Origin of the sequence: Hwangdonia seohaensis (assembly GCF_031932625.1) — a bacterium.
Classification (GTDB): Bacteria; Bacteroidota; Bacteroidia; order Flavobacteriales; family Flavobacteriaceae; genus Hwangdonia; species Hwangdonia seohaensis.
In genome coordinates this window covers 230981-247784 of the sequence record NZ_JAVSCK010000001.1, presented here as the reverse complement: position 1 = coordinate 247784, position 16804 = coordinate 230981, and the positions used below count along the sequence as shown (strand labels likewise).

Sequence of the window (16804 nt, the reverse complement as noted above, 5' to 3'; positions counted from 1 at the left end):
CATGTTTTAACAAAAAAAGCCTGTTAGATTTATAAACTAACAGGTCTAGTGTTTATTTGTTTTGATTAACCTATTGGTTAATCTTAATTTCTTTCCGTTAGAAAACTTGAGTAAAGTTTTTCTAATTTTTTGTATTCTTTTGCCGAATAAAATCTTCTACCTTCAGATTTAGCTTTTTTATTTATACTGTTTAAATGTTCGTAGATTTTTTTAGTTTGTTCTTCTGTTAAACTATTTAACCGTAAGATATAATTGTCGATGCTGCTTGGGGATTCAACTTTGGTTTTTTTTAAATCGGACATTTTATTATAAAGTAACCTTAAACGCAACATGTTATTTTCTCTATTTGTAGGAATAAATTTGGTTCTTAGCGCTAGGCTATTGTAAGTAGAAATTGAGTCCATTGTAGGCGGCGGTGGCGGTACCGTATGTGCCTTTTCCTTTTTTGCAATGTCATGGTAGGCATTGTAAAGTTTCATAACTTCTTTATATTGTTCTTTTAATGCACTTATTGTGCCTTCTTTATTTTTTAAATAATTATTTACAGCATTTCCATATTTATCGCCTTCTGTTTTAAATGCTTTCCATGCTTTTTGTAATTCTTTAGAATGATTGCTCATATTGTCATCCGCAGTTTTCATTACTGGAGGAGGCGGTGGCGGAACCTCGGTAATTTCTCTTGCTTTTTCCGATTTTGGAGGCTTTGGAGCGTGTGGTGGAGCCACTGGGACTTCGGCATTTTCTGCTTTCGCGGGTTTTGGAGCTGGTGGGGGAGGTGGTGGTAACAAAGATAAATCTGGGTAAGGTTCTGCTTGTTCTTTTTGGCTATCACTCATTAAGCTAAAAAGATGTTTGAGCCTTTTTACTTGTTGGAGCTTGATGGTGCCTTTGTTTTTTATCTGTTTGCTCATGTGTTTTGCTAGCTTGTTGTATTCGGCAATTTGTTTTGGAGTTGCTTGTTGTTGATAAACAGATGATTGCTTTTGTGGGGTTACCTCTTTAACACCATATTTCTTAATCTCAGCATTAGAAAGTTTATTGTAAGCTTTATTCAATCTAACCTTTAAAATCCGTAATTCAGAATCATCCTTCTTGCCAGAATTTATAAATTCTTTTTCAGCTTTTAAATAGTCGTTTTTCAGACTGTTATAATGAGCTACATTCTTTTTTAAATAAGATGCTTCAAAACCTTTTTTTGTGTATAAATGATTTTGATAGGGTTGAGGGAATTTTTCGCTTCTAGCATTATTATATACAAAACTGCTGGTGTAATATTTAAAATCTGAAGCTTTGTAATTGTTTAAAGTTTCATTGGGTACATGTTTGCTATCAATCCAAATGGCAAATTCTGTTTTGTTTTTCCATGAATTGAATAAGGCTTCGGTTGGGATTTTTGATTTTATCGTGGCCAAATTAGCAAGCGGCGATTCTGGATATTTTTTAACGGTTGCGCGTTGTTCGTCCGTCATTAAATCATAAATGGCAATAGCTCTATTTAATTTAGGTGCCCAAACAGTATTTGTTTTTTCAAATTCGGTAATAAACGCTCGGTATTCCGTTATCATAGCTTCGGTAGCACCTTTTTTGGTTTCCTGGGTCGTTAAGGTTTCAAATGAAGCTACTTCTTTTTCAACAATTTCTTTTTTGCTGAAACCATAAATTAAAATAGCGAGAATGGGCAAAATAAGTAATCCTTTAAACCAAAAGGCTTTTTTTGATGTTTGTGTTTTCATAACTGTAAATCGTTTTTTGATTAATGAATAATTGATGGCATTTGCTAGCTGATTAGTTCTAGCATTCCGATAGTTATTGGGAGATGAGTATGCGAGCAATAACTGTTGATAATTTTTAGTGTCGATACCCTGTTTTAAAACGGCCTGATCTGCTAAAAACTCATGATTGAGTTTGATGTCCTTTTTTATATAATAAAGCAACGGATTAAACCAAAATATAATATGGAGCAGTTCAATACATAAAATATCCAAAGCGTGTTTTTGTTTGGCGTGCGTTTGCTCGTGCCATAAAACTTCCTTTGGAATACGATTGTACTCGTATTTGTTTTTATTTAAAAAGATGTAATTAAAAAAGGTATGCGGATGTACTAAATCGACCAATAAAACATTAATGAAATTTTGATTTTTAAATTTGGGATTGGTTTTTATTTTTTGGAATAATTGAAATAGATTTTTTAAGAACCGAATTGAAAATATAATGACTCCTAAAACATAAATACTCCATAAAATGTTTGGAATATACTCTTGCCATGTCGTGTTTTTTTCAACAACAGCATCGGTAAATGCTATGGGTTGAAACGGCATAAATTCTTGAACGGGTTCAACTTGAACATATTCTGTAAAGGTAATAAACGGAATAACCATGGAAACCAACAAAGCACCCAAAAGATAAAAACGTTTAAAATGATGCACGCTTTCTTTTTCAAGAAACAACTTGTAAAACAGCATAAAAACAGCTAAACAGGCACTGGATTTTAGGATGAATAATACCATAATTTACTTCTTTTTAATTTCGCTATCAATTAGGGCTTTTAAATGCTCTAATTCTTCTTTCGATAAATTCGTCTCTTTGGTAAAAAACGATGCAAACTGACTTGCGGAATCGTTAAAAAAGTTTTTAATCAGTCCGTTTACATGTTTTGAGAAATAGTCTTTCTTTTTAACCAACGGATAATATTCGCGAGATTTTCCAAATAAGTTATAAGCGATAAAACCCTTGTCTGTCATCCGTTTTAAAAGGGTGGCGACGGTTGTGGTTGCTGGTTTTGGCTCTGGATAAGCGTCCAGTAAGTCCTTCATAAAAGCTTTTTCGAGCTTCCATAAATAATTCATTAAATCTTCTTCGGTTTTTGAAAGTTGCATGTTCTACACTATTAGAGTTAACTCTACAAATGTAGAATAAAAATTTTAATTCTACAACTGTAGAGTAAAAAAAACATGGTTTATCATTGGAAAAAGACCTGTGGGATTTGAAGTAGGATATCTATTTTCTGCTTGATCTCACACTTTCAATAGCTACGGTTGAAAGAATAATGAGTCCGCCAAAAAAGGTGTTCCAAGTTGGTATTTCATTTAAAAAAATGAAAGCAATTACAATTCCTAAAATGGGTTGAATGCTGCTAATTATGCTGGCGGTACTTACCGTAAAATGTTTTAAACTATTAACCAACATGCTATGCCCAATGGCGGTAGTTAAAATAGCTAAAGTTAAAACATAGGGGTACTGAGTTATTATACCGGAGGTGTCCATAAAAACCAAAACAGGGGACAAAACCAAAGTAACAATACCAATTTGATATAGCATTATTGAGGTGCCATGGTACTGATTGCTTATCAGTTTTTTTGAAACAATATTGCGCAACGCATACATTAAGGCCGAAACCAACCCGAATAAAATACCTTTTACGTGTGTGCTTTCCAAATCAAATTCTGGAGCTAATATATAAATACCAACGAGCACCAAAATTCCGAGGAATATATAAATGGAATCGAATTTTATTTTAAAGAATAGCGGTTCTAAAAATGCCGTAAGTATTGGATAAACAAATAATGATAGCATACCAATGGCGACGTTTGACAGTTTTAAGGCATAGAAATACGTAAGCCAATGCCCTGCCATAAGTAGGGCGCTTAAAATAAAAAGAACTAGGTCTTTTTTTGAATTTATTTTTAAACTAATTTTTTTATATCTGCAAAACACATATAGAATAACCCCGGCAATACTGGCACGCCACCAAATAATAACAGGAGTTGGCATATCGATATGTTTGCCCAATGCGCCCGAAGTACTTATAAAAAGTGTTGCTAAAACAAGTAGAAAAAGATGTTGGTTGTGTTGGTTTTTCATTAGGTAATGGCTGTCGTGTTAGCGATTGAAACGGCATCCTTTTTAAAAATTGATAGTAAACAAGTTAGCATAAAACTAAAATTAAGCAGATTGCCACAGATGTTCTTTTTTCGCAATGACCTTTTAAAAAGATATAGTGGAAAGCGCGACCCCGCCATTAAAAGCGGGGTAACACCCAAAAAATTATTTAGATAATTCGGTGAAATATTTATAAAACAATGGGATGGTTTCGATGCCTTTTAAATAGTTGAAAATGCCGAAATGTTCGTTTGGTGAATGGATGGCGTCGCTGTCTAGCCCGAAGCCCATTAAAATGGTTTTGCTTTTTAATTCCTGCTCGAACAGCGATACAATGGGGATGCTGCCGCCGCTGCGTTGCGGAATTGGGGTTTTGCCAAACGTGTCTTGATAGGCTTTGCTTGCCGCCTGATAACCGATGCTATCGATTGGGGTAACGTACCCTTGCCCGCCGTGGTGCGGCTTTACTTTTACGGTTACGCCTGGGGGCGCTATACTTTCGAAATGGGTTTTAAACAGTTGGGTGATCTCTTCCCAATTTTGATGGGGCACTAAGCGCATGGATATTTTGGCAAAAGCTTTACTGGCAATTACGGTTTTGGCGCCTTCGCCCGTGTAACCGCCCCAAATACCGTTAACATCTAGGGTTGGGCGGATGGAATTGCGCTCGTTTGTGGTGTAGCCTGCTTCGCCGTAAACCGCATTTATATCCAATGCTTTTTTATATTCTTCTAAATTGAAAGGTGCTTTTGCCATGTGCTGGCGTTCTTGTTTAGAGAGTTCTTCAACTTTATCGTAAAATCCCGGGATCGTGATGTGATTGTTTTCGTCGTGAAGCGATGCAATCATTTTAGCCAATACATTGATAGGGTTTGCCACGGCACCGCCATACAAGCCTGAGTGCAAGTCGCGGTTTGGGCCCGTAACTTCAACTTCAACATAGCTCAACCCTCGAAGTCCGGTTGTGATGGATGGTACATCGGGCGCAATCATTCCCGTATCGGAAATAAGAATGACATCGTTTTTTAATTTCTCCTGGTTTTCTTTTACAAATATGGCAAGGTTTGAGCTGCCCACTTCTTCTTCGCCCTCAATCATAAATTTAACGTTGCAGGGCAGTTGGTTGGTGGTAGTCATAAACTCCATGGCTTTTACGTGCATGTACATTTGGCCTTTGTCGTCGCAAGCGCCTCGCGCAAAAATAGCGCCTTCGGGGTGTGTTTCGGTTTTTTTGATAATGGGCTCAAAAGGTGGTGAGTGCCATAAATCTAAGGGGTCTGGTGGTTGCACATCGTAATGCCCGTAAACCAGAACGGTTGGTAAATTCTTGTCTATTGTTTTTTCGCCGTAAACTATGGGGTAGCCCGCGGTTTTGCAAATTTCCACATGGTCGCATCCCGCTTTTTCAAGACTGATTTTAATTTCGTCTGCAGTTTTAAGTACATCGTTTTTATAGGCTGAATCTGCACTAATCGATGGGATTTTTAACAGCTCGATAAGTTCGTTTAAAAAGCGTTGTTTATGTTCTTTAATGTATGATTTTACGTTGGTCATAGTGAGTTTATAAAGTTATTTCCAAAAGTATAAAAAAAGAATGTTTTTAGTGGTAAAGAAGTTTGCAATTTAAAAATCTTGTTTATATTTGCATCCCGATATTTATCGGAGTAAAAGCGGGCGTGGTGGAATTGGTAGACACGCTAGACTTAGGATCTAGTGCCGCGAGGTGTGGGAGTTCGAGTCTCCCCGCCCGCACTTTTTAACTGCAAGTTTGTGGTTTTAAACCTCTCAGAAATGAGAGGTTTTTTTAATTGGGTATAACTTTAGGTGCGGTGTGGAATTTTTTTTGTGACAGAATCGGTTTTACTATAAACCCTATCTTTTGGATACATGCATTTCAATTCCTAATATCTATACAAAGCATTGACCCTTGAATTTGGGTTTGGCATGTCTTCCTTATCCAATAAATAAACCTCGCCACCGTTTAAAAAAGTTTTTATGGCAGCAACATTCATCAAAGAAATGGTGTTGTCGCTTTCCTCACTTTGGGTAACGGTTATGGAGTTGTTTTCTTCTAAGCAGTTACCAAAAATATCTGCCTTGTTTTCGCAAAATAGGGTGTCTACCTTTCCGTCAAAAGCGGCTGGTATAATTTTATCAATTCCTATAGCTGTTTTTCCGGTGCCCTGCTCCTCAAGGAAACGTGCCATTTTATCCTTTCTTTTTTGGTCGAATACCGGAGCCATCATTTCCCAAGCTTGTTCGTGGGCATCAAAAATATCGGTATCGCTAAAATCTGTGTTTAAATTCTCTTCTTTTAAATCTGAATAAGTGTTTACTTCTTTGTAGATATCGAAAATAAAATCTTGTGCTGCTATTAACAATGGCATGTTTTCTTCCCTGAAAATTGGGGCAATTCCATCATTTATAGCCCTTAAATACTTTTTTATTTCATTTTTCCGTTTTCCCGTAGCTGCTTCTTGTCCATGATACATGGCATAACCAGAACCTGCCTGTCCGGTTCTAAATTGCAGGTTTTTTTCTTCATAATCAAAACCTACACGGTCTCTTTTGCTTTCTGGTATCAGGTCGTCAATAATAATTTCAGTAAAGCTATGTTGCGTGCATTCGTATAGTTTTACATTACGCCTTTCGAGCATCAATAAATAAAAACTTCCATCACCAACAAACATGGGCATCAAAGGCTTTAAATAAAAAGAATTTGAGATATAATTAAATTCCTTGAAGTGCACCGGTAGCGTATAGGTTTTTGCGAAACCATCGGCTATAAATATGGCAAGGCCATCGGATTGCTCGCGCCAAAACGAACTGTTATCAATTAGTTTTTGAACCGGTTGTGTTCTTTTGTTAATGTCATCAGAACTAAGCTCTTTTTTGCCCAACTTGTCTTTAACAGCTTTCAGTTGGTTTTTTAACGCTAAGGCATCTTCTTCTTGCAAAACTTTTTTACCCGCTCTATGTGTAGGAATAAAAATTGAAATGCAATTATCTTGATTTATATCGTGCAATTCTGCTATTTCTTTTTTGGTTATTAATGACATGGTTTTCTGTTTAAAGTTAATGACTGAAAAATTTTATAAATTCTGTATTTATATCAAAAAATCACTTTAAAAGTAACGGTTGAGATATAATGCAGAATCTCTTAAAGATACTAAATTATTAACGATTTACCTAGTAGGATTTTATAACATCTGTTCTTTAGGAATAAGAGACAGAACCTTATCGGGTAGATTAAGATTGTAAGATTTTGAAGCCTAATAATCCGATAAAAGTAGGTTGGCCAAATGTGCTTTTTCCTTTTTGAATAGTCTTTAGTGTTATTTTTGAAATCTGATTACAATTAAAAAAATCACTTTCTTTTCTCGTATATTATGAATACTGACAGCTAAAGTGGATTGTATTTGTGTTTTTATGCAATAAACACATGCGTATACTCAAATGCTTAGGTTTTTATAAAATATTATTACAAGTATTTTCCCTTTGCAATGGTCTGAATATGTTATTTTTGAAATGGTAAGGTTATAACAAACACTTTGGCGAATGATTAAAGTTTTACAATCACAAAATTATCTGTATTTATTATTGTTAATTTTTTGTTTAACATTTTCACAACTGATTTTTGCTCAAGAAAAAAAGCCAAAAGTGGCATTGGTTTTAAGTGGAGGCGGTGCAAAAGGCGTTGCGCATATCCGGACACTGCAATTATTGGATTCTTTACATATAGTGCCAGATTTAATAGTAGGCAACAGTATGGGAAGTATTGTTGGTGGACTATATGCCATGGGTTATTCTGGCGATAGTATTGCAAGTCTTACAAAAAATGCCAATTGGGAAAAATTATTGGGAGGACGTGTTTCGCTTAACAAAGTGGGTGCAGAAGAAAAAAGTGAATATGGCAAGTATCTTATTGAATTGGATTTTAAAAATGGCAAAATTAGCACAGGAGCCTATCTCCTTAACGATCAAAAATTGAGGGAGTTTATTGCGCTACTTGCCGTTCCTGTTTATGGAATAGATGATTTTGATGATCTGCCCATACCATTCAGAGCCGTAACAACAGATATTTTAAATGGTAAGGAAGTGATATTAGACCAAGGTTCCCTTGCCACTGCAATGCGAGCCAGTATGTCTATTCCTGGTGTTTTTTCGCCGGTTCGTTACGAAAACACACTCTTGGTAGATGGTGGATTGCTCAATAATTTCCCTGCAGATATTGCCAAAAATTGGGGAGCCGATTTTATTATAGGAAGTGATGTGGGTGACAATCCTCAAACTATCGAAAGTCTAAATAGTATTAGTTCGTTACTATTTCAAGGGAGTATGATGAACAGTAATACAAAACGGCCAGCAAACCGGCTGCTTTGTGATATACTTATTGATCATGCGCCATATTTAACCTATTCCACTTCAGATTTTTTTAATGCCAATGAGATATATGAAGAAGGAAAAATAGCGACCGATCAACAAATTGATGCTTTTGTTAATCTATCACAAAGCCTGAAAAATTTTGAACAACGGAAGCATGAACTGCCTGAAGCACAAACCAAATTCACTTTTAACACTATTGAATATCAAAATATTAGCAAATCAAATCTAGCACTTGTAAAAGCTAGAACAGCTATGAAGCCTAATGTAGAATATACAACACAAGAGATTGAAGAAGGCTTAGGCAGAGCAATGGGCACAACAATTTTTAAGGATATCGAATTTGCACCGAATAGGGAAAATGACAAGTTAGGACTTATTTTAAAGGGTGTTGAAAAATCAAAGCATCAAGTTAAAGGGGCATTGCACTTTGATAGTTATAGAGGCGCAGGACTTATTATTAATTACACAGGCCGAAACGTTCTTGCTGATGCATCACGTTTTTTAGTGACTTTAGATATTGCAGAGCAACCAAAAGCAAGGATACAATACCAGAAAAATTTTGGTAATGATCGTGATTGGTGGTGGAAAACAGAAGTTTTGGGCCAACTCCTTCAACAGAAACTATTTATTGAAGGAAGAAATGTTGATGAGGTTAGATTCTCCTATTTTGAGTTTGACAACCAAATTAATAGAAATTTAAGCGCGCTAAAAAGTTATACTGGTTTGGGTTTAAAATATGAATCTTCCAAACTAAAACCCAAAATAGACCCTAACGTTAATAATAACATTTTAAGCTTAGAACAGTATAATTTTACAATTTATGAGTTGTATGCACAGTTTAAACACAATAGTTTAAATGATGTGCATTATCCTACTCATGGCACGCAAATCCAAGCAATGCTATCAACATCATTTCATAACAATATTAAAACATCTTATATAGACCCAAATATCAGTAATATTGATGCGTCTGCCAACAACTATACAAAGTTAAGTCTCGGCTTTGAAGAAAGAATTTTAATCACCCCAAATTTAACGGGAATTACCAGCCTAGACTCTGGCTTCATGTTTGGGGGAAATAGTAGAGACAATGACTATCTTTTTACTACGCTTGGTTATGGCGCCAAATATTTTTTAGGCGGAAATATTATAGATCCAAGAAATGATAATTATACATTTTCAGGATTAACCGAAAGTGCATTAGCGGTAAGTCAGTTTATAAAAGTTGGGCTTGGTGTCCAATTAAAAACGATCCGTAATTTATACGTTACACCTCACATTGATATGGCCTCAGTAGGTTTTGGGAATTTTGATGATTATATACCCAAAGCATTTTTACCAAAAGACAAATGGACAAATTACGAAAACCCAAGTTTTTTAGCTTCTATTGGCACTACAGTTTCATACAAATCGCTTCTTGGACCCATAAATTTTGATGTTTCGTGGGTTAATAACACTGATGATATTAGGGTTTTCATTGGAATTGGTTTTCCCATAAACAGCTCAAATTAATATAGCTACAGTGAGTCGCTAATCTATCAAATTAGCGCTAAAAGGATTCATAGAAATCTAAAAAAAGACTGTAATCGCATTGAGAACAGTCTCTTTATTTTAAACTAAATATCCTGTGCAAACATCACCCCAAAGTCTTTTTCGAGAAAAAGGCAATTACCATTCCTGGAATTGACAAAGCAATGGCAAAATACACCAAACTCATGGGCGAATATATCCCGAGCAACAATCCGGCAACCGAAGATGCAATCATAATGGATAAGTTGAAAACCGAAGATTGGACCGAAGTGGCTACATCTTTGGCAGTTTCTACCTGTCTACTTACAGCTGCTTGTAATAACGTTACCAGTGGCCCAAATGACAGTCCCCATAAAAAGAAGGCAAAATGGCCCATGCCTTTTGTTCCGCCAAACATTAGAAATATAACCATGGAAATTATTAATAAAACAAACATTAAAACCGTTAGTAACCTCAAGTGTTTATCGGTGTATTTTATGGCTAACAATACCGAAATCAATGAACCGATTCCAAAAAACAACAGGGCACTTTCAACGCCTCCGGCCAATTGAATTTCATCAACAAGACTTGTGATATACACATAAACACCATAATGTGCGATGACGCCAAGTAGCGTAAGCAATAGCACCAATAAAACGGCTGGGATTTTTAACAGGGCAAAAGGGGATGAGCCCTTAGTCAATTTCTCTCCTGGTATTGAAGGCAATGCAAAAAAACTAACTGAAGCAATAAGAATAATAAAGCCACCAAGTCCGATGAATTCCGTTCGCCAGCCATAATCATTACCAATAGCGGTCATTATGGGCATTCCAATACTTATACCTAAAGTAGTTCCCGCCATAATTACTGCAATGGCCTTTCCGTGGTTATCTTCATCTACCAGTCGCATACCGTAGGCTGCAATCATTGGCCACATCACACCGGCACAAATACCACCAATAATCCTTAAGACAATAATAATGGTATAATCGTAAACAAGCCCCGAAATAATATTCGAAACAGCGAATCCACCGAGTAAAATCATCAACAAATATTTTCTATTGAATTGCATGGTCATTGAAATAAGAGGAATTGCAAAAATGGCCGAAGCAATGGCGTAGTAACCCACCAGATTTCCTGTTTGCACTTCACTGATATTTAAATCGTTCATCATGAGTGGAAGTACACCAGAAGGCATTAACTCAGACAGTATCCCTACAAAAGTTACGGAGGACATTAAAATCATGATCAGCCACGGAAAGGCACTTTTGACCTGTTGCGCAATGTTTTGTTTGCTCATAGAATTATCTTTTTAATACTATTGAAAGTTGCCGAAGCGTTTTGGTTTTTTAAGAAGTAACCAAAGAAACCTCGGCTATAGTTTCCCATTGTTTGGGCTATAAAATAAGTTTAAAGACTCAAAGGAACATCATATTGCATTTCCTTTCTTCGGAACAAAAATTCTCCTTTACGCACTGAAGCCAACACATCTACTCTCCTACGAATCGCATCGTAAACCGAAGTTTCATTTAAAACGATGAAGTTTGCAGCCTTGCCAACCTCTAAACCATAACTGTCTTGGATATTTAAGCAACGTGCACCATTATAAGTAATTAAATCGAAATTGGTTTCCACATCTTTTTTGGACATAATTTGCGCTAGGTGGATTCCATTGTCCAGAATATTCATCATATTGCCATTACCCATTGGGTACCATGGATCGTTTATAGAATCCTGGGCAAAAGCCACATTTATTCCAGATTCAATAAACTCTTTAACCCTGGTTAATCCGCGTCGTTTTGGGTAAGTGTCTTGACGACCTTGTAAATACACATTTTCAGTTGGGCAAGAGATAAAGTTTATATTGCTTTTCTTGAATATATCCATCATTCTAAAGGCATAAGAATCGTCGGCAGACCCAAAGGAACAGGTATGACTTGCGGTGGTTTTATTACCATAGCCTTCCAAATAGACAAGCGCATTCAATAACTCTAAAAAGCGTGAATGTGGATCATCGGTTTCATCACAATGCACATCGATTAATTTATCGTATTTTAAAGCAAGCTCCACGGTATCATGTACCGATTTTTCACCAAATTCTCTTGCAGGTTCGTAATGCGGAATGCCGCCTACAACATCAGCTCCCATTTTAAGGGCTTCTTCCACCAAATCGCGTCCACCTTTATACATGTACATACCTTCTTGTGGAAATGCTACAATCTGGATATCGACGATATCTTTTAAATCTTGTTTCATTTCCAACATGGCTTTTAAGGCCGTAAAGTTGGGGTCGGTCACATCAATATGTGTGCGAATGTGTTGTACACCTTGAGAAACCTCGTCTTTAATTCCTTTCATGGCCAAACGTTTCACACTTTCTACAGTTAGTGTTTTTTTGAACTGTGGCCAAAGCTCAATTGCTTCAAAAAGTGTCCCAGAGCCAGCGCCTTCTTGCCCGAGTTCAGATAAGGTATACACATAATCCAAATGTAAATGTGGATCTACATAAGGTGGCAACACGAGTTTACCATTAAGATCGATTTCTTCGTCACATTTGGGTAAATTGGTTCCTATATGAGTAATTTTTCCATTTTCTACAATCATTTCGGTTGCGGCATCGTTGCGATAAATTTTCGCATTATAAAACTTTTTTTTCATTCTGGATTAATTTTCGGGTTAATACTATTACTTAATGATTTCAGTGTTTTTTCATGTTTTTCGAACATAGGCCTTTTAATTATCAATACTCGTAAAATATTGTTAATAAGTGTTTTGAAACGAAAACCGAAAGTACCTTCAATTTGTCAAAAATGAAATGATATAGATCAGCGCAGTGATAATTAAAAAGCTATAAAGACTTTTTTTATTTTCTACTGAATGTTGGATAAGGAATATATTCAGATTCATCGCCTACAATTTTAGGAAATTCCTTTGCTTTCCATTTTTCTTTGGCTTTTTCAATAAGCGTTTTACTTGTCGATACAAAGTTCCAATCTATAAAGCGTTCTTCGGGAAAAGGTTCCCCGCCAAAAATATATATGGTGCTGTTTTCTTTAATGGTAAATTCGCAAAGTGTACTGTCTTTAGCTACCAATAATTGCTTAGGCTCGTAAATATTCCCTTCACTTTCAATAGCGCCTTTAAGGATATACAACCCCGCTTCACCATAAAGTTCATGACCAATATTTACAACCTGTTTTGTTTTGCTTTTTATTTCGAGCATAAATAATTTGCTAAAAACCGGAACCGGCGATTTTCTACCAAAAGCTTCGCCAGCTACGAGTTTAAATTGCAGGTCGCCGTCGGTCCAACTTGGAATTTGTTTCTCCTCAATATGAGAAAATCGGGGTTTCATTTGCTCCAGGTTTTTTGGCAATGCCACCCAGATTTGCAGACCGTGCATGTATAGCGGAGAATCCCGTAAATAGTCTGGTGTACGTTCGGAATGCACAATGCCTTTTCCTGCGGTCATCCAATTAACGGCACCGGGTTTTATTTCAATTTCGTTTCCAAGTGTGTCGCGATGCATAATGCTGCCTTCAAATAAAAAAGTTAGGGTTGAAAGCCCGATATGTGGATGCGGCAACACATCAAAATTCTCCCGTTCATTTAATTTTACGGGTCCCATGTGGTCTATATAAATAAAGGGGCCAACCATTCGTTTTTGACGGAATGGCAATAAACGCCCCACCATAAACTTACCAATGTTGGTGGCTCTTTCTTCTATAATGAGTTTGATGTTTGACATATTGTTTTTTTAATTTATCTTTTTACTAATAGTTAAGGCGTTATGTTGCTTTTAATGGCTCGTGTTTTTCTTAATCCAAATCGAGCCGTTTTTTGTTGTCAATTTTTCCAATGTGCCATTTTTTGAAAGTTCGTTCAAAACATTTTCACTGTCGTTTCGAGGTGTTCCCGAAAGTTCAGAATATTCTTTTGCTGTAAGCGAAGGATAAATTGAGAAGAGGTTTTCCCATTTTTTACTGTATTCGCTTTTTGTTGCATTCGGATCCAGTTTTAAAATGGCCATTTCGTAAAAAGCATAGGGTCTTGCACCATAAACAACTTCTTTATTGTCCGTTTCAGTTAAAAAGAAAATAGTTGGAAATCCACTTACGGCCAACTCTCTTCCTAATTTCAAATCGTCTTCAAACAACATTTTGGCTTTGCCTTCAAAATCAGCTTTCAATTGCTCTAAATTAAGTCCAACAATTTTGGCCGCAGCAGCTAAATGCTCCCACTTGGTAATGTTTTTCTTTTTTAAAAAAACCATTTCGCGAATTTCCCGCATAAATAAGAGTGCCTTTTCTTTGTCTTGCATCTGTGCCGCTTTAAAGGCTATGGATGGTGGGTAAGATGAATCTAAAGGGTCTTCTAACCACACATCGCCATCAATGGGCATATCGTAATGAACGCTGACTTCGTCCCAGTGCGTTGCCACATCTGATGGTTTACCAATGCCGCCGCTGTTGTAATTCCAATCGGGTAATAAACCACCCATTCTGTATTCAATATCAACGGCATTGCCGTATTCTAATTTAAGTTTACGCAATTGCGGTTCTATGCCCCAACAGGAGGAGCAAATCGGGTCTGTGTAATAAATGGCCTTTACGGATTTTTTTGCCGATTGCAAATTGTTTTGAGATGCGGTGTCGGTATTATCATCGGTTGTTTCGCACATTCCGGTTTCTATGTCGCATAAAAGCGGATTATTTTTTAATGATTCCTTATCCATATGTTTTATATTTTATTCCTGTTTAGCTGTGATGCCAAACGAAGAAAGTTAATCATTTTGACGAATGATTTTAATTACTATAATATTATTTGGTAACTTCTGCTGAAGTGGCAAACTCCTCCATTCGGGTAATCAAATCGTTTTCAACCGTATATATCTGAACCCATTTTTGCTTTAGTTCCCTGCCTGATCGTTTTACTTTTTGATGTTCCCGACCAAGCACAACAACCATATTTCCTTCAACGATATATTGCTGAGGTTCAAAATTGATGATTTCCGTTCGTTCCATAATATTTGTGAAAAATGTTCTTACACCTTCCTTTTTTTCAAAAGTTCCGGCCGGAATAATCTGTGTGCCGTGATAAATCCATACGGTGTCTTCGGAAACTGTTGCCACAAATTTATCTGCATCGCCACTGCTAAATGCAGCGAACATATTTTCTACTACTTTTTTTGCTGAATTTTTCATGGTAATAAATTTTACATTTTTTGTAAATACCTATATATACCCTGTGGAAAATGCTCCAGAGATGTATTTAATTATAAAACCAAAAGTCCATCATTAAACACTTAAAACAACCGTTAATTAGTTGGTTATTTTTAAGAAAATTTATTTATTTGGAAGGTCTCGGCGCCCATTTATCAAAAGGTGTCATGTCGAAGCTGTTTACTTCAGCCATCGTTAAACCAAGTGCTTTTGCTACACCTTCACCATATTCCGGGTCGGCCTTAAAACAGTTTCTTATATGGCGGATTTGTATAAATTTCTCGGCACCACCCACTTGGGCAGCGGTATTTTTAAATAATACATCTGCTTTTCCATCCGCTTTAATAATCCGAAATAAGTCTCCTGGCTGTGTGTAATAATCTACGTCATCATCCCTAAAATTGTGTGCATAAGCAGAGCCATCCATTTCTAAAGGTGGTTCTTTTGCATCCGGCTGTTCTTGCCATTCGCCATAACTGTTGGGTTCGTAATGTAACGTCCCTCCATGGTTGCCATCTACACGCATGGTGCCGTCTCTATGATTGGAATGATAAGGACAGGTTGGTTTATTTACAGGAATTTGATAATGGTTTACACCCAATCTATAGCGTTGTGCATCGCCATAGGAAAACAATCTTCCTTGAAGCATTTTGTCCGGTGAAAATCCCATTCCCGGAACAATATTGGTGGGGTTGAAAGCGGCTTGCTCGACATCTTGAAAATAGTTTTCGGGGTTTCTGTTCAACTCAAATTCACCAACGGGAATCAACGGAAAGTCTTTTTTATACCACACTTTAGTCAGGTCAAAAGGATGGAAACGGTACGTTCTTGCTTGCTCTTCCGTCATCACCTGAATAAACATTTTCCATTTCGGGAAATCCTTTTTTTCAATGGCATCAAAAAGGTCTCTTTGTGATGATTCCCTATCCATACCAACTACTTTTGCAGCTTCTTCATCCGATAGGTTTTCTATGCCCTGTTGTGTAACAAAATGAAACTTTACCCAATGCCTTACATTATCTTTATTTATAAAACTAAAGGTATGGCTTCCAAAACCGTGCATATGTCTGTAGCCTTTCGGAATACCTCGATCGCTCATGGTTATGGTTACTTGGTGTAATGATTCGGGGAGCAGTGTCCAGAAATCCCAATTATTATTGGCGCTTCTTAAATTGGTTTTGGGGTCTCGTTTTACAGCGCGATTTAAGTCCGGGAACTTCAAAGGGTCGCGAAAGAAAAATACGGGTGTGTTATTGCCTACCACATCCCAAATGCCTTCTTCGGTATAAAACTTTAGGGCAAAACCTCTAATGTCCCTTTCGGCATCGGCAGCGCCTCTTTCTCCGGCAACGGTAGAAAACCGACAAAACATTTCGGTCTCTTTGCCAATTTCATTAAAAATTTTGGCCTTCGTATATTTCGAAATATCGTGGGTAACCTTAAAAGTACCAAAAGCCCCCGAGCCTTTGGCGTGCATTCTTCTTTCCGGAATAACCTCGCGGTCAAAGTTTGCCATTTTTTCAAGAAACCAAGCATCCTGCATCAACATAGGTCCACGTGGTCCAGCAGTTTGTACATTTTGATTATCCCCAACTGGTGCCCCAGTTTGTCTGGTGAGTTTTGATTTTTTTTCGTCCATTGTTCTCCGGTTTTAAAAAATTAATGTAGCCAATGAAGTTACAATATTTTCTTTACTTATTGAAGATATTAAATAGGTTTTTAACTACAAGGCAACCGTTATTAAACTACAGGGTTGCTTCTGTATAAAGTTTGTGTTATAAGTCTATATCTACGGAAAAAAAATAATC

The 16804-nt window shown here is 36.7% G+C and carries 12 protein-coding genes and 1 tRNA gene; 2 read left to right on the top strand and 11 right to left on the bottom strand.

Annotated elements, in window-relative coordinates:
• Nucleotides 1-83: 83 nt before the first annotated feature.
• From RNZ47_RS01065 to RNZ47_RS01050, 4 genes are all read right to left on the bottom strand, one after another.
• Nucleotides 84-2507: a M56 family metallopeptidase gene (locus RNZ47_RS01065; RefSeq protein WP_311935249.1), complete on the bottom strand. Its 2424-nt coding sequence runs from the start codon at nt 2505-2507 to the stop codon at nt 84-86.
• A gap of 3 nt (nt 2508-2510) precedes the next feature.
• A complete protein-coding gene (locus RNZ47_RS01060; protein WP_311935247.1) occupies nt 2511-2876 on the bottom strand; it encodes a BlaI/MecI/CopY family transcriptional regulator in 366 nt (121 codons plus the stop codon).
• A 121-nt stretch (nt 2877-2997) separates the two neighbouring features.
• Entirely contained in the window at nt 2998-3861 is an 864-nt protein-coding gene (locus tag RNZ47_RS01055) for a DMT family transporter (protein ID WP_311935245.1), read from the bottom strand.
• A gap of 183 nt (nt 3862-4044) precedes the next feature.
• Complete coding sequence (locus tag RNZ47_RS01050) at nt 4045-5433, bottom strand: dipeptidase (protein WP_311935243.1); 1389 nt, start codon at nt 5431-5433, stop codon at nt 4045-4047.
• A 116-nt stretch (nt 5434-5549) separates the two neighbouring features.
• Here RNZ47_RS01050 and RNZ47_RS01045 point away from each other — a divergent pair.
• Nucleotides 5550-5631, top strand: a tRNA-Leu gene (locus RNZ47_RS01045).
• A 149-nt stretch (nt 5632-5780) separates the two neighbouring features.
• Here the strand turns inward: RNZ47_RS01045 and RNZ47_RS01040 are convergent.
• Nucleotides 5781-6938 carry a baeRF7 domain-containing protein gene (locus tag RNZ47_RS01040; protein ID WP_311935241.1) on the bottom strand — a complete coding sequence of 386 codons (1158 nt, stop codon included), beginning with the start codon at nt 6936-6938 and terminating at the stop codon, nt 5781-5783.
• A 499-nt stretch (nt 6939-7437) separates the two neighbouring features.
• On the opposite strand from RNZ47_RS01040, the gene RNZ47_RS01035 reads away from it, so the two are divergent.
• A complete protein-coding gene (locus tag RNZ47_RS01035; RefSeq protein WP_311935239.1) occupies nt 7438-9777 on the top strand; it encodes a patatin-like phospholipase family protein in 2340 nt (779 codons plus the stop codon).
• A 124-nt stretch (nt 9778-9901) separates the two neighbouring features.
• Here RNZ47_RS01035 and RNZ47_RS01030 read toward each other — a convergent pair whose 3' ends face one another.
• The 6 genes from RNZ47_RS01030 to RNZ47_RS01005 all read right to left on the bottom strand — a co-directional run bounded on the left by RNZ47_RS01030 (nt 9902) and on the right by RNZ47_RS01005 (nt 16635).
• Entirely contained in the window at nt 9902-11074 is a 1173-nt protein-coding gene (locus tag RNZ47_RS01030; protein ID WP_311935237.1) for an MFS transporter, read from the bottom strand.
• Between the two features lie 110 nt (nt 11075-11184).
• Complete coding sequence (locus tag RNZ47_RS01025) at nt 11185-12432, bottom strand: amidohydrolase family protein (protein WP_311935235.1); 1248 nt, start codon at nt 12430-12432, stop codon at nt 11185-11187.
• A 205-nt stretch (nt 12433-12637) separates the two neighbouring features.
• Entirely contained in the window at nt 12638-13522 is an 885-nt protein-coding gene (locus tag RNZ47_RS01020; RefSeq protein ID WP_311935233.1) for a pirin family protein, read from the bottom strand.
• A gap of 51 nt (nt 13523-13573) precedes the next feature.
• The gene (locus tag RNZ47_RS01015) at nt 13574-14509 is read right to left on the bottom strand and encodes a ClpXP adapter SpxH family protein (RefSeq protein ID WP_311935231.1); all 936 of its coding nucleotides are present in this window, start codon (nt 14507-14509) and stop codon (nt 13574-13576) included.
• A gap of 85 nt (nt 14510-14594) precedes the next feature.
• Nucleotides 14595-14978: a nuclear transport factor 2 family protein gene (locus RNZ47_RS01010; protein WP_311935229.1), complete on the bottom strand. Its 384-nt coding sequence runs from the start codon at nt 14976-14978 to the stop codon at nt 14595-14597.
• 145 nt (nt 14979-15123) lie between these two features.
• Entirely contained in the window at nt 15124-16635 is a 1512-nt protein-coding gene (locus RNZ47_RS01005) for a catalase (protein ID WP_311935227.1), read from the bottom strand.
• Nucleotides 16636-16804: the final 169 nt, after the last annotated feature.

Coding starts and splice junctions, on each gene's coding strand:
- RNZ47_RS01030 (WP_311935237.1), bottom strand. CDS start 11,074: ATGAGCAAACAAAACATTGCGCAACAGGTCAAAAGTGCCTTTCCGTGG.
- RNZ47_RS01025 (WP_311935235.1), bottom strand. CDS start 12,432: ATGAAAAAAAAGTTTTATAATGCGAAAATTTATCGCAACGATGCCGCA.
- RNZ47_RS01055 (WP_311935245.1), bottom strand. CDS start 3,861: ATGAAAAACCAACACAACCAACATCTTTTTCTACTTGTTTTAGCAACA.
- RNZ47_RS01020 (WP_311935233.1), bottom strand. CDS start 13,522: ATGTCAAACATCAAACTCATTATAGAAGAAAGAGCCACCAACATTGGT.
- RNZ47_RS01065 (WP_311935249.1), bottom strand. CDS start 2,507: ATGGTATTATTCATCCTAAAATCCAGTGCCTGTTTAGCTGTTTTTATG.
- RNZ47_RS01035 (WP_311935239.1), top strand. CDS start 7,438: ATGATTAAAGTTTTACAATCACAAAATTATCTGTATTTATTATTGTTA.
- RNZ47_RS01040 (WP_311935241.1), bottom strand. CDS start 6,938: ATGTCATTAATAACCAAAAAAGAAATAGCAGAATTGCACGATATAAAT.
- RNZ47_RS01005 (WP_311935227.1), bottom strand. CDS start 16,635: ATGGACGAAAAAAAATCAAAACTCACCAGACAAACTGGGGCACCAGTT.
- RNZ47_RS01015 (WP_311935231.1), bottom strand. CDS start 14,509: ATGGATAAGGAATCATTAAAAAATAATCCGCTTTTATGCGACATAGAA.
- RNZ47_RS01010 (WP_311935229.1), bottom strand. CDS start 14,978: ATGAAAAATTCAGCAAAAAAAGTAGTAGAAAATATGTTCGCTGCATTT.
- RNZ47_RS01050 (WP_311935243.1), bottom strand. CDS start 5,433: ATGACCAACGTAAAATCATACATTAAAGAACATAAACAACGCTTTTTA.
- RNZ47_RS01060 (WP_311935247.1), bottom strand. CDS start 2,876: ATGCAACTTTCAAAAACCGAAGAAGATTTAATGAATTATTTATGGAAG.